Genomic DNA, 10,502 nt, shown 5'->3' with positions numbered 1-10,502 from the left:
AGAGGCACTGCCAGCGGCAGTGCCTCTTTTGTTATACTCTCTCTTATTCTCCGACAATGAGCCGCACGGCGCCGTAAATACCGGCGTCGTTGCCGAGGCTTGCGGCCTTGATGGGCGTCTCGCGGCAGGACTTGAAAGCGTAGGTCTTGAAGTGCTCTACCAGCGGGTCGAAGAGGACGTCGCCTGCGCGGGCCACGCCGCCGCCGATGAGGAACATCTCGGGGTCGGTGGTGCTGGCAATGGAGGCCAGAGCCATGCCGAGGGTGTCGGTCATCTCATCCACCTCGCGGGCAGCGAGGGCGTCGCCGCTGCGGGCGGCATCAAAGACGTCCTTGGCCTCAAAATCCTTGCCGCGCAGGACGCAGTCTGCGTCGGGGTTCTCGTCCAGCAGCTTCTTCATGCAGCGGACGACGCCGGTGGCGCTGGAATACTGCTCGAGGCAGCCGTGCTTGCCGCAGCCGCAGGTGGCCGTCTCGTGACGATTGACGGTGATGTGGCCGATCTCGCCGCCGGCACCGTGTGCGCCGTCGATGACTTTGCCGTTGACGATGACGCCGCCGCCGACGCCGGTACCCAGCGTGACCATGACTGCGCTGCGGCAGCCCTTGGCGGTACCCATCCAGATCTCACCCAGAGCAGCCACGTTGGCGTCGTTGCCCACCAGCACCTTCATGCCGTCCAGCAGGCCGGACAGCTGGGCCGAGACGTTTCGTTCGCCCCAGCCGCCAAGGTTGGCGCAGATGATGGGGACGACGCGGCTGTCCAGCACGGGGCCGGGGACGCCGATGCCGACGCCCTCCACCAGCTCGGAGGTGATCTCCTTCTCGGCCATCTTGGCGTGGATGGCGTCGGCCAGATTCTCGAGGATGTGCTCACCGGCGTTGGAGGTGTCGGTGGGGACTTCCCACTTTTCCAGCAGAGCGCCCGAGGTGGTGAACAGGCCGACCTTGGCCGTGGTGCCGCCGAGGTCGATGCCGAATGCGTATTCTTTCATAACTCATTTACCCCTTTTTCTGCGGCGGTCGCCCGCCGGTTATCATTTGACATCAGTATAACATACTCCGGGCCAAAAGAGCAGGGGGCGGGCCGGTTTTTATGCAATCAGACGGAAATAACAGCGCCTTTTTGGCAGAATGGCATAAAACAGGCCGCAAAAAAGCGCACCCTGCAAGCAGCAGAGTGCGCTTTCGTGACGGATGAAAAAGCCTTAGTCCTCGTCTTCCTCTTCCGCGTCCTCTTCGTCATCGCCGTCTTCAGAGCGGGGCTTGTAGAAGATGCCGCTCAGGAAGATGCTGACAAAGTAGAGCAGCACCATCGGGATAGCTACCATGCACTGGGACACGATGTCCGGCGGGGTGACGACAGCTGCGATGAAGAAGATGAGCACGATGGCAACGCCCCGGGCCTTTTTCAAGATCTCGGGGTTGGCGATGCCCATCTTGGAGAGGATGATGGTGACCAGAGGCATCTCAAACACACAGCCAAAGATGATGAACATGGTCAGGCAGAGGCTGACATAGCTCTCGATACTGGTAGTGGTCTGGATGTAGTCGGCGCCCTCGATGCCGGTGCTGAGGAACCGGAGCATGAAGGGCATCATGAGCTTGTAGGCGAACATCACGCCCACCACAAAGAGGGCCAGACCCAGCAGGATGACCAGCTTGAGGAAGAAGGTCTCGCTCTTTTTCAGGCCGGGCTTTGCAAAGGCGTACATCTGATACAGCGCCACAGGCACTGTGACGACCACAGCCGCCAGCAGGGAGACGCGGAAATACTGCATCAGCTTTTCCTGCGGGGCGATGGACACGAAGGTGTAGAACCCCTGGCCCATGGCGGTCAGCAGGTCGATGAGGCGGTCGGCGTAAGCCAGTGTGACCACGACCGCCGCCACGAACACCACGGCGCAGACGATCAGCCGGTTGCGCAGCTCTTTCAGGTGGCCCGTCAGCGTCATGTTGCCGTCGTCAGGCATGACTTCGGCTTTCTTTTTGCGCTTTACGTTCGTAGCCACAGATTACTCCTCGTCGTCCTTCTTCTCAGTCTTGGTCTCGGCCTTGGCAGTGGTCGCGTCCTCCTCTTCGGACTCCTCCATGCCCTTCTTGAAGTTGTTCATGGTCTTGCCGAACATCTTGCCCAGCTTCGGCAGGTTCTTGGGTCCAAAGATGAGCAGGACGACGACCAGGATGATAAGCAGCTCGTTAGTACCAATACGCATAATAATGATCTCCTTTTTACTTTGCCGCGCCGCGAGGCGGGCTGATTACAATGTATAAGGCAACCGCGGGCGCGGGTGCATCGGTGGGGGGATTAAGCCTTTGCCTCTTCGGCAGGTGCGGCTTCGGCAGCGGGTGCGGCTTCTTCGGCCACGGGTGCTGCCTCTGCGGGGGCGTCGGTCTTTTCCTCGGCCTTCACAGGCTCAGCAGCAGGGGTCTGCTCTGCCTTGGGAGCTTCGGCTGCGGGAGCCTCGGCAGGGGTCTCCTCGGGCAGCTCCTCGACTTCTTCCAGCTCGGTGACTTCCTCAGCCTGCTCGGCCTTGGCGGCCTCTTCCTTGCTGGTCTTGCCGATGCCGGTGAAGCTCTTGGTGACGTCCTTCACGCTGTTGTCGATGTCCTTCTTGATGTCGGTCAGGGGGGCAACGGCTTCCTTGAGGGGGGCCTGGATCTCGTTCAGAGGCTCTACGACATTCTTCTGGATCTCCTCGGAGGCAGCGCCGGTGTACTTCTTCAGCTCGCGCAGCATCTTGCCCAGCTTCTTTGCGTAGACGGGCAGCTGGTCGGGGCCGATGAAGACGAACGCGATGACCACGATGACCACGAGTTCCCAAAAACCAATTTTCATATTCTTCCGATTCCTTTCCTCAGCCGCCCGGGAGAGCGGCGATATGGAGTGTGCTGTCAGGGGTTTTCGGCGCGCACCGCGCCTTTGATGCCATACATATACCGAAGATGCATGAACGAAATATGAATTTAATATGAATTGTTCGTGAACAAAAGAGCAATTCAAACGAAAATGCATCGAATGAGTAGAAATTCAGAAAAATAATACAAAATGGAATGCAAACCTACTCAGCGGACTGTGTTCGTCAGAGTTCCGATGCCCTCGATCTCGCAGCGAACTTCGTCGTCCGGTTTGAGGAAGCAGGGCGGCTCCATGCCCATGCCGACGCCCGCCGGGGTGCCGGTGGCGATGATGATGCCGGCCTTGAGGGTCATGCCCTGCGAAAGCTCTGCAATGACATGGTCAATGTCGAAGATCTGCAGGCCGGTGTTGGAGTCCTGCCGCTTTTCGCCGTTGACGAAGCACCGGATGGGGAGCTTGGGCGGGTAGGTGTCGAACTCATCTGCCGTGACGATGCAGGGGCCGATGGGAGTGAAGCCATCGAGGCTCTTGCCGAAATACCACTGCTTGTGGGCGGTCTGGACATCCCGTGCGGAGACATCGTTCAGGATGGTGTAGCCGAAGACGTAGTCTTTCGTCTGCCCTGCGGGAACGTCCTTCGCGTCCTTTCCCAGAACGACGGCCAGTTCACATTCGTAGTCCAGCTTTTTCACGAGGTCGGTATGGGCCTCGATGAAGCCGCCGTCCGGCACGGCCCGGGTGACCCGCTTGGAAAAGTAGATGGCGTCTTGATGTTTGGTAGCAAAAGCGTCGGCAGAGTATTTCTCGGCCTCGTCGGAGTGGGCCATGTAGTTGATGCCCAGACAGATGACGTCCTGCGCCGGAGACGGGATGGGGCTTTCCGGCGTGACGGCCTCAATAGGCAGCGCCGGGATGCCTGCGATGGCCAGCGAAAGCCCGGCCCGCACCTGCGGGGTCAGGAACGGGATGGCGTCGGACAATGTCTCGTAAGAAAGGCCCAGCCAGCTCAGGGGCCAGACCTGACGGCCATCGGCAGAGAGGATGGCCGGGTCTTCCACGCCGTCGGGCAGACGGCAGGTGATGAAACGCATAGAAAAGCCTCCTTCTCAGTGCCGATACGCGATAGCCTTCTGGATGCGGTCGGCTTCGGCGGGGCCGGCCAGCTGGCGCACCAGCTCGAGGGCAAACGGGATAGCGCCGCCGAGGCCGTAGCTGGTGGTGATGCTGCCGTCTACGACGACTTCCTCATCGTGGACGATGGCACCGGCCAGCTTGTCCTGAAATCCGGCGTGGGCGGTGGCGTTCCTGCCTTCCAGCAGGCCGAGGCTGGCGAGGACGCTGGGCGCGGCGCAGATGGCGGCGACCTTCTTGCCTGCCTTGGCAAAAGAAACGCAGGTGTCGGTGACGGTCTTGTTCTCGGCGAGGTTGGGCGTACCCGGGATGCCGCCGGGCAGAATGACCATGTCTACGTCGCTGTAATCCACATCCTCGGCCAGCGCGTCGGCGTTCAGGTGGATGCCGTGGCTGCTGACGAGGGCGCGGCGGCCCATGGCGGACGCAATGATGACTTCGACCCTGGCGCGGCGGAGAAGGTCGGCCACCAGCAGGGCCTCACACTCCTCGGTGCCGTCGGCAAAAAACAGAACAGCTTTGCTCATAATCAGATACTCCTTTTATAAATCAAAGAAAAAGCGCACCGCAGGCGGGGCATCCCCGGCCCGCAGTGCGCCAGCGGTCAGTAGAAATTCAGTCTTCGGTGTCAGCGGAGACGCCGTTCTTTTCCAGAATGCGGCGCAGGACGCTGTCATCCCGGCCCAGCACACGGCTCACGCGGCTGATGATGGCGCTGGATGCGCCGATGTTGCCCATGATGCTGGTGTAGCTCTGCTTGCGCATGAGCTTTTCGGCGATGTTGTAGCGCTGCTCCATCGCGCTCAGCTCTGCGTAGCTGCATACATCCTGCAAGAAGCGGTAGCACTCCTCGGGCGTCTCAAGCTCCAGAAAAGCGGCATACAGGCCGGATTTTCCGGTCGGATGGTCCTTTGCCATATACAGTTCCTCCCCGGTCATTCAATGATGTTGGACCCGCAGACGGGTACTTCAATACACTACTTTAGTGTAGTACAAATGAGAAGAAAATGCAATGGCCTTTGCAGGAAATTTACAACATCCGCTCAAAAATCAGCTCGTTGCGCTCGATGCCGCCCTCACTCTCGGCAGGGCCGAGGGAGCGGTAGCCCCGGGCTTTGAAGAACTGCTGCACCGGCAGGGCCTTGGCATTGACGCCGCACCAGACGCGGCCCCGGCCCTCGCCCCGGGCCAGACGCTCGCAGGACGCCACGATGTCCCGGCCGATGGCCTTGCCGCGGTATTCGGGCTTGAGGTAGAGGTGGAGCAGATGGAGCGAAGTGTTCTCCATCTTCCATGCGAAGTAGCCGATGAGGCTGCTGCCGAGGAAGACGAGGAAGTAGTTCACATCGTTGTCGATGTCCTCTTCAATAGAGTCGGCGCTCTGCAAGTTCTCGATGAGGGCGTCCAGCTGCTTTGCGGGGAAATAGCGTTTGTAGACCTCGTGCCAGACCTCGCTGGCAAGGTCGGCGGTCATGTGGATGTATTTGGCCTTGGCGACCAGCTTGTAATCGGGTTTCATAGTCCTCCTGAAAAATAGCGCGGAACTGCGCACGATAAGGTTCGGCGGGAAATCGCTTTACAATATACAGTGTACCACATCCGGCCCCCGGGTGTAAAGCAAAAAGGCTGCCGTACCCGCAAAGAGTACGGCAGCCTTGATGGCTTTTTCGACGTCCTCAGACGTGATGCGTTTTACAGCGCAGCCTTGAAGTTGTGATGAGTGGAGCTGTAACGGACAACTGCTTCCATCAGGGTGACAGGCCACAGCAGGACCTTGCCAACCATCTCAGCCGGCTTGACGCATACCGTCTCCATGCTGTTGATGCCGAACAGGACCAAACAAGCGATACCGCAGCCCAGAATGTAGTAATACATAGTCAAACCTCCTATATTTTTCTCACAGGCCCGCAGTATGCGGAGCCTGAAGCTCGTTGTTACGGGGGCGCTTTCCGCTCCCTGCAAGCTTACTATACATCGGTTTTGAAATAAAGTCAATAGCAGAAAACGTGAAACAAATTAAAGCTCTTTCTGAAATGCAATATCTATCATTAAAGTAAAGCGCCGAAGTGAGCTTTGATTTATAAAACTGAAGTCACTGCACTGAATTGGCCTTGCAGCAGGGACAGTTCGGCCCGTTTTGGAGCAGAAACGGGCCGAAAACGGGGGTGCTGTTCTTAGAGCAAAAACAGGGTGGAAAACGAAAGCTGCGGGGTCGTTTTTGAGATGTATACAAGTGTGCTCCGGCGGTGGAATTTGGGCCGGAGGGTAAAGTGAGGAGATCTCAGCAAAACGAGCAGAATGCATAAAGAAATCCACAAAAATTATGGAAAACTATTCTTGCTGCCCAAACCAAAATGCGCTATAATAGGAGCATCAAAAGTCTACGCTGAAAGGAGAACACAGTTATGGCAAAGGCATCGCAGGTCGTATTATCAGAAAATGAATTTTACCTCATCAAGGCCCCCAATGGAAAGGTGCTGGAAGTAAAGAACTTCAACACGGAGAACGGCGCTGCGATCCGTCTGTGGGACTACGCAGGTCATCCGTGGCAGCAGTGGAAATTCGTGGATGCAGGCGAAGGACGCTGGCGCATCCAGAACCGTTTTACCGGCAAAATGATGGACCTCGCTCTCGGCGGCGTGGTGGAAGGCACCTGGCTCCATCAGTGGGGCCGCACCAGCGGACTGAGCCAGTGCTGGGCGCTCGAGCCTACCCGCAATGGCCGGACCCGCATCCGCAACGTGCTGGCCGACAAGTACATCGACCTTGTGGGCATGAACACCTCCAACGGTGCGCAGGCGCAGATCTGGAACTTCGTCTCGGGCGGCAATCAGGAGTGGAACCTCGAGCGTGTGGACCCCACCGTCCAGCAGACCCGGGCCAAGGCCGAAGAGGCCCATGATCCGGAGCCGACGCCCTCCCAGCGCAAACACCAGAACGACCTCGTCCGCAAGCTGAACAATGCGGGCAAGGGCCGCGCAGGCCGCAAGGCATAAACGCATAAAAACAGCGCCCCGCAGGGGTCATCTGCGGGGCGCTTTGCTGTTAAAAGAAAGGGAAAGTAAGATGAATCTTGGGGCCTTTATGAATCCGGAATACCCGATCTTCAGCACGACGCTGTGCTATCTGGAGCGGGACGACGCCTATCTGATGCTCCACCGCGTGAAGAAGGAGGACGACTACAACCACGACAAATGGGTGGGCGTCGGCGGAAAATTCGAGCGGTTCGAGAGCCCGGAGGACTGCCTTCTCCGTGAAGTGAAGGAAGAGACGGGCCTGACGCTGACCCACTGGCGCAGCCGGGGCCTGCTGACCTTCATCTGGGGCAATATGACCGAGTTCATCCACCTCTACACTGCCGACGGGTGGACGGGCGAGATGATACAGGGCGATGCCTGCCGGGAAGGCGTGCTGGAATGGGTGCCGAAGGAGAAAGTGGAGCAGCTGCCCATCTGGGAGGGCGATAAAATTTTCTTCAAGCTGCTCAACGAGGAACATCCCTGGTTCTCCCTCAAGCTGGTGTATGAGGGGGATGTCCTCCGGCAGGCGGTGCTGGATGGAAAAAGAGTGGTATAAACAGGAAAAAGCCTGCTGTCGGCAGGCTTTTTCTATACGCTCAGTTCAGTTTCAGGTCGCCGTCCTTGATCCAGCCAAGCTTGCGCTCGATCTCGCAGAAGAGAACGCTGAGCACGGCGGGCAGGACGAAGCAGATGAGGACGAGGGCAGCCCAGTCCATCGGGGTGATGGCGGCCTTGGTGCCGGCGGCAATGTCGCTGATCCAGCCGGTGTAGACGCCGATCTGGCCCACGAGGCCGCAGGTACCCATGCCGGAAGAGACGGCGGCACCGTTCATCTCCATGTGGAAGACGCAGGTGGCCAGAGGGCCGGTGATGGCGCTGGCCAGCGTGGGGGCGATCCAGATACGGGGATTCTTTACGATGTTGCCCATCTGGAGCATACTGGTGCCGAGGCCCTGACTGATGAGGCCGCCGACGCCGTTTTCCTTATAGCTCATGACGGCAAAGCCGATCATCTGGGCGCAGCAGCCTGCCACGGCAGCACCGCCGGCGAGGCCCGTCAGGCCGAGGGCCGCACAGATGGCGGCAGAGGAAATGGGCAGGGTCAGGGCGACGCCCACGATGACCGAGACGAGGATGCCCATGAGGAAGGGGGCCTGTTCAGTGGCCCACATGATGAGGGTGCCCACCTGGCTTGCGGCTGCGCCGATGGGGGCGGCGATGAGCATCGAGAGGCCGACGCCGGCAAAGATGGTCACCAGCGGGGTGACAAGGATGTCGACGCGGGTCTCCTTGCTGACGGCCTTGCCCAGCTCAGCGGCCACAATGGCGATGATGAGGACGGCCAGAGGGCCGCCTGCGCCGCCGAGGGCGTTGGAGGAGTAGCCCACCGTCACGAGGCTGAACAGTACCAGCGGCGGGCAGTGGAGCGCCCAGCCGATGGCCACGGCCATAGCCGGGCCGCTCATGGCCGAGGCGTAACCGCCCAGGTCCACCAGAGTCTCAAGCCCGGTCTGCTGGCCCAGCGTCTTGATGATGGTGCCGATGAGCAGGCTGGCGAACAGGCCCTGTGCCATCGCGCCCAGCGCCTCGATGAGGTAGCGCTGGGGGGTGATGACGATGTCCTTGCGTTTTAAGAAATCTTTTACATTTGACATAAAGAATCTGCCTTTCCGTCTTAACACGTTCAGAGTGCAGCAAAAGCTGCATGACCATCATGATACCATACACGTGTCAAGACAGCAAGAGGAAAACGCAAAAATCCCGTTTGGAACTCATCTTTTTTTCTTTTGGGTGCAATAATACGGCGGCTTGGTTCGTTTTCAACATGGAGCGTCGGCTGTGGTGGAAAACTTCCACGAAACGCCCCGCATGAGACACCGAAGGACATTGACGGGAGCTTGGGGTTGGGTGTATACTATAGACGTATAAATGGCATTTGAAGCACTTTTGGCGGCGAGAGGCCGCGTTAGAATACAGCTTGGAGGCAGAGCAAGCGGAATGAGACAGAAAGATACAGGAACACCAAAAAAGAAGACGCGCCGTGCGGCGGGCCAGATGGTGGCCTCGGCGGTGATGGCTCTTGCCATCGCGGTGGGCGGTTTTGGCACCACAGCCCTGCTGGCGTCCCAGCCTGCGGGTCTGACGGTGGAGCCGTCGGCTCTGCTGTGGGATGGCGAGACTGATGCGGCCCACAGCACCAAAAAGGAAACGAAGAAAAATAATACGGAAACTCCGAAAAATGACTCTGCATCCTCTGAGGCGGAGAGCACTGCTGCGTCTGCCGCGCAGCCGGCTGCTCCCAGCCAGAGCGTGAAAGAAGAGCCCGCTGCATCGGCGGCTCCGGCTGCACCTGCAGAGGAGACTGCCGCAGAGCCTGCAGCCCCGGAAACAGCTCCTTCTGCCCCCATGATGGGCGGCATCGACGAGCTGGAACAGGAGAACGGCTTCCCCCGCTTACAGAAGGAGACCGAGGCACTGGCCGCCGAAGACCCCCTGAGCGCCCCGGTGGAGCAGGATGCAGCGTCTCAGCCCGCCGAGCCGGAGACGAACTCCGAAGAGCAGAGCACCCTGCCGGTGAAGACCGAGGAAGGTACCATCCTGCTAACGCCGGAAGAGATACGCGCGGCGCTGGATGCGGGTACGCTGGATGCGAGCAACATTGATACTGCCTGTCTTACCGACGAGAACGGCCTGCTGAGCTGGCTGTGGAACCTCCTGTTCGGGAAAAGAGACGATGACAGCAGCACCCCGGCTCCGGCTCCGGTCTATTCCGGCTGGCGCACCGTGGGCGGCAAGACCTACTATTATGACCAGTACACCAACCAGCCGGTCACGGGCATCCAGTCCATCGACAACAAGCTCTATTACTTCGACGCCAACGGTGTCCAGCAGGACGCCACCTTCGGCATCGACGTCTCCAAATATCAGTCGAACATCGACTGGGAGCAGGTCAAGACGGCGGGCGTCAAGTTCGTCATCGTCCGCATCGGCTACCGCGGCTACGGCAGCGGCGCACTGGTGCTGGACCCCATGTTTGAGCAGCACTTCACCAATGCCCGGAACGCGGGCCTCAAGGTGGGCGTCTACTTCTTCAGTCAGGCAGTCAACGAGAACGAGGCCCGGGAAGAAGCGCAGGGCTGCGCCTATGTCCTGAACGGCCGCAAGCTGGACTACCCCATCTACTTCGATACTGAGGCCTCCGGCGGCAAGAATGGCCGTGCCGACGGTCTGGGCGTCGAAGACCGCACCAAGTGTGCCATCGCCTTCTGCGAGGAAGTCAAGGCCCAGGGCTATCAGCCGGGCGTCTACGCCTCCACCCTGTGGTTCCGCAAGCGCATCGACCTGAACCGGCTGAAGAGCTACAGCATCTGGAACGCCCATTATAATGTGGCCGGCAGCCCCATCGCCTGCGATATGTGGCAGGGTACCTGCACCGCCCGCATCCCCGGTTATGGCGGACAGATCGACGTGAACATCAGCTATGTGGGCTGA

Annotated in this window: 13 protein-coding genes; 3 read left to right on the top strand and 10 right to left on the bottom strand. The window is 59.4% G+C overall.

Features of this window, described 5'->3' with window-relative positions; translation table 11 throughout:
* Nucleotides 1-43: 43 nt before the first annotated feature.
* The 9 genes from AAAU26_RS09190 to AAAU26_RS09150 form a co-directional block, all read right to left on the bottom strand.
* Nucleotides 44-994 carry an ROK family glucokinase gene (locus AAAU26_RS09190; RefSeq protein WP_227619431.1) on the bottom strand — a complete coding sequence of 317 codons (951 nt, stop codon included), beginning with the start codon at nucleotides 992-994 and terminating at the stop codon, nucleotides 44-46.
* A 213-nt stretch (nucleotides 995-1,207) separates the two neighbouring features.
* Nucleotides 1,208-2,011, bottom strand: coding sequence for a twin-arginine translocase subunit TatC (gene tatC / locus AAAU26_RS09185; RefSeq protein WP_158395874.1), 804 nt, complete (start codon nucleotides 2,009-2,011; stop codon nucleotides 1,208-1,210).
* A 3-nt stretch (nucleotides 2,012-2,014) separates the two neighbouring features.
* Nucleotides 2,015-2,215, bottom strand: coding sequence for a twin-arginine translocase TatA/TatE family subunit (gene tatA, locus AAAU26_RS09180; RefSeq protein ID WP_149795121.1), 201 nt, complete (start codon nucleotides 2,213-2,215; stop codon nucleotides 2,015-2,017).
* A gap of 92 nt (nucleotides 2,216-2,307) precedes the next feature.
* Nucleotides 2,308-2,838, bottom strand: coding sequence for a twin-arginine translocase TatA/TatE family subunit (locus AAAU26_RS09175; RefSeq protein ID WP_158397839.1), 531 nt, complete (start codon nucleotides 2,836-2,838; stop codon nucleotides 2,308-2,310).
* Nucleotides 2,839-3,065: 227 nt separating this feature from the next.
* Entirely contained in the window at nucleotides 3,066-3,950 is an 885-nt protein-coding gene (locus AAAU26_RS09170) for a fumarylacetoacetate hydrolase family protein (RefSeq protein WP_227619430.1), read from the bottom strand.
* Between the two features lie 15 nt (nucleotides 3,951-3,965).
* Complete coding sequence (locus AAAU26_RS09165; protein WP_158395882.1) at nucleotides 3,966-4,517, bottom strand: DJ-1 family glyoxalase III; 552 nt, start codon at nucleotides 4,515-4,517, stop codon at nucleotides 3,966-3,968.
* Between the two features lie 88 nt (nucleotides 4,518-4,605).
* Nucleotides 4,606-4,908 carry a YerC/YecD family TrpR-related protein gene (locus tag AAAU26_RS09160; protein ID WP_149795117.1) on the bottom strand — a complete coding sequence of 101 codons (303 nt, stop codon included), beginning with the start codon at nucleotides 4,906-4,908 and terminating at the stop codon, nucleotides 4,606-4,608.
* 112 nt (nucleotides 4,909-5,020) lie between these two features.
* Nucleotides 5,021-5,509, bottom strand: coding sequence for a GNAT family N-acetyltransferase (locus AAAU26_RS09155; protein WP_217210938.1), 489 nt, complete (start codon nucleotides 5,507-5,509; stop codon nucleotides 5,021-5,023).
* A gap of 173 nt (nucleotides 5,510-5,682) precedes the next feature.
* On the bottom strand, nucleotides 5,683-5,865 hold the full coding sequence (locus tag AAAU26_RS09150) for a hypothetical protein (protein ID WP_015565973.1): 183 nt from the start codon (nucleotides 5,863-5,865) through the stop codon (nucleotides 5,683-5,685).
* A gap of 530 nt (nucleotides 5,866-6,395) precedes the next feature.
* Here AAAU26_RS09150 and AAAU26_RS09145 point away from each other — a divergent pair.
* Both AAAU26_RS09145 and AAAU26_RS09140 read left to right on the top strand, forming a co-directional pair.
* Nucleotides 6,396-6,986, top strand: a complete 591-nt coding sequence (locus tag AAAU26_RS09145; protein WP_149795115.1) for an RICIN domain-containing protein — start codon at nucleotides 6,396-6,398, stop codon at nucleotides 6,984-6,986.
* A gap of 70 nt (nucleotides 6,987-7,056) precedes the next feature.
* Nucleotides 7,057-7,566: an NUDIX hydrolase gene (locus AAAU26_RS09140; protein ID WP_227619429.1), complete on the top strand. Its 510-nt coding sequence runs from the start codon at nucleotides 7,057-7,059 to the stop codon at nucleotides 7,564-7,566.
* 40 nt (nucleotides 7,567-7,606) lie between these two features.
* On the opposite strand, the gene AAAU26_RS09135 is transcribed toward AAAU26_RS09140, so the two are convergent.
* Complete coding sequence (locus AAAU26_RS09135; protein WP_227619428.1) at nucleotides 7,607-8,665, bottom strand: PTS sugar transporter subunit IIC; 1,059 nt, start codon at nucleotides 8,663-8,665, stop codon at nucleotides 7,607-7,609.
* 343 nt (nucleotides 8,666-9,008) lie between these two features.
* On the opposite strand from AAAU26_RS09135, the gene AAAU26_RS09130 reads away from it, so the two are divergent.
* On the top strand, nucleotides 9,009-10,502 hold the full coding sequence (locus AAAU26_RS09130; RefSeq protein ID WP_227619427.1) for a GH25 family lysozyme: 1,494 nt from the start codon (nucleotides 9,009-9,011) through the stop codon (nucleotides 10,500-10,502).

The organism is Faecalibacterium longum (assembly GCF_040094125.1).
In the GTDB taxonomy this organism is placed as follows: domain Bacteria; phylum Bacillota; class Clostridia; order Oscillospirales; family Ruminococcaceae; genus Faecalibacterium; species Faecalibacterium longum.
Note: the sequence above shows the minus strand (reverse complement) of the source record. Positions and strands in the feature narration are given on the sequence as shown.

What these genes read in the sequence shown, in the direction of transcription:
- AAAU26_RS09160 (WP_149795117.1), bottom strand. Translation starts at nt 4,908, where the DNA reads ATGGCAAAGGACCATCCGACCGGAAAATCCGGCCTGTATGCCGCTTTT.
- AAAU26_RS09130 (WP_227619427.1), top strand. Translation starts at nt 9,009, where the DNA reads ATGAGACAGAAAGATACAGGAACACCAAAAAAGAAGACGCGCCGTGCG.
- AAAU26_RS09190 (WP_227619431.1), bottom strand. Translation starts at nt 994, where the DNA reads ATGAAAGAATACGCATTCGGCATCGACCTCGGCGGCACCACGGCCAAG.
- AAAU26_RS09165 (WP_158395882.1), bottom strand. Translation starts at nt 4,517, where the DNA reads ATGAGCAAAGCTGTTCTGTTTTTTGCCGACGGCACCGAGGAGTGTGAG.
- AAAU26_RS09155 (WP_217210938.1), bottom strand. Translation starts at nt 5,509, where the DNA reads ATGAAACCCGATTACAAGCTGGTCGCCAAGGCCAAATACATCCACATG.
- AAAU26_RS09170 (WP_227619430.1), bottom strand. Translation starts at nt 3,950, where the DNA reads ATGCGTTTCATCACCTGCCGTCTGCCCGACGGCGTGGAAGACCCGGCC.
- AAAU26_RS09175 (WP_158397839.1), bottom strand. Translation starts at nt 2,838, where the DNA reads ATGAAAATTGGTTTTTGGGAACTCGTGGTCATCGTGGTCATCGCGTTC.
- AAAU26_RS09140 (WP_227619429.1), top strand. Translation starts at nt 7,057, where the DNA reads ATGAATCTTGGGGCCTTTATGAATCCGGAATACCCGATCTTCAGCACG.
- AAAU26_RS09145 (WP_149795115.1), top strand. Translation starts at nt 6,396, where the DNA reads ATGGCAAAGGCATCGCAGGTCGTATTATCAGAAAATGAATTTTACCTC.
- AAAU26_RS09150 (WP_015565973.1), bottom strand. Translation starts at nt 5,865, where the DNA reads ATGTATTACTACATTCTGGGCTGCGGTATCGCTTGTTTGGTCCTGTTC.
- tatA (WP_149795121.1), bottom strand. Translation starts at nt 2,215, where the DNA reads ATGCGTATTGGTACTAACGAGCTGCTTATCATCCTGGTCGTCGTCCTG.
- AAAU26_RS09135 (WP_227619428.1), bottom strand. Translation starts at nt 8,665, where the DNA reads ATGTCAAATGTAAAAGATTTCTTAAAACGCAAGGACATCGTCATCACC.